Consider the following 1,013-nt stretch of genomic DNA (forward strand, 5'->3'; position numbering starts at 1 on the left):
GCTCGCCGGGCGGCGGCCCCCAGTGCTCCTCCATCTTGGCGCGCAGCTCCCCCGGGAGGGTGGCGAACCATCGCGCGTACCCCTCGCCGTTGATCCGGACCGGGTTGCCCGCCAGCTGGTCGTCGGTCAGCCAATCCGGGTCCTGCCCGCCGGCCGCGATCAGGGCGTGGATCAGGCCGTCGCCGTCGTAGCGGTCGAACTCACCGATCCGGTAGCCCGCCTCCTTGAGCGCGGCCAGCAGCCGGACCGTCGACGCGGGGGTGTCGAGCCCGACCGCGTTGCCGATGCGCGAGTGTTTCGTCGGATAGGCCGACAGCATGATCACGATGCGCCGCTCGGCCGGCGGGATGTGCCGGAGCCGGGCGTGCCGCACCACGATGCCGGCCACCCGCGCGGCGCGCTCGGGATCGGCGACGTAGACGGAGAGGCCGTCGGGGTCGATCTCCTTGAACGAGAACGGCACGGTGATGATCCGGCCGTCGAACTCGGGGATCGCCACCTGCGTCGCGGCGTCGAGCGGGGAGAGCCCGTCGTCGCTCTCCGCCCAGGCCGCGCGGCTGCTGGTCAGGCACAACGCCTGGAGGATCGGCACGTCGAGCTCGGCCAGCACGCCGACGTCCCACGCCTCGTCGTCGCCGCCGGCGCCGGCCGTGGCCGGCTGGGTGCCGCCGGCCGCGAGCACGGTCACCACCAGCGCGTCCGCCTTGCGTAGCTCGGCGAGCAGCTCGGGGCTGGTGCGGCGCAGCGAGGCGGTGAAGATCGGCAGCGGGGTGGCGCCCTGAGCCTCGATCGCCTGGCAGAGCGCCTCCACGAAGGCCGTGTTGCCCGCCATGTGGTGCGCCCGGTAGTAGAGGATCGCGACGGTCGGGCCGCTCGCCGCCCGCGCCGGCTGCGTGCGCTCGAGAACTCCCCACTCCGGCGCCTCGACCGGTGGCGCGAAGCCGTGGCCGGTCAGCAGGATCGTGTCGGACAGGAAGTCGTGCAGCGCGGCCAGGTTCGCCGCCCCGCCGTAC

At 73.9% G+C, this 1,013-nt stretch carries 1 protein-coding gene; it reads right to left on the reverse strand.

All coding sequences use genetic code 11. The features are described 5' to 3' along the window. Nucleotides 1-1,013 (reverse strand): cobaltochelatase subunit CobN (locus tag AB0M20_RS45690; RefSeq protein ID WP_364307952.1); only part of this gene is annotated, 1,013 nt, incomplete at both ends.

Source organism: Actinoplanes sp. NPDC051633 (assembly GCF_040681735.1).
In the GTDB taxonomy this organism is placed as follows: domain Bacteria; phylum Actinomycetota; class Actinomycetes; order Mycobacteriales; family Micromonosporaceae; genus Actinoplanes.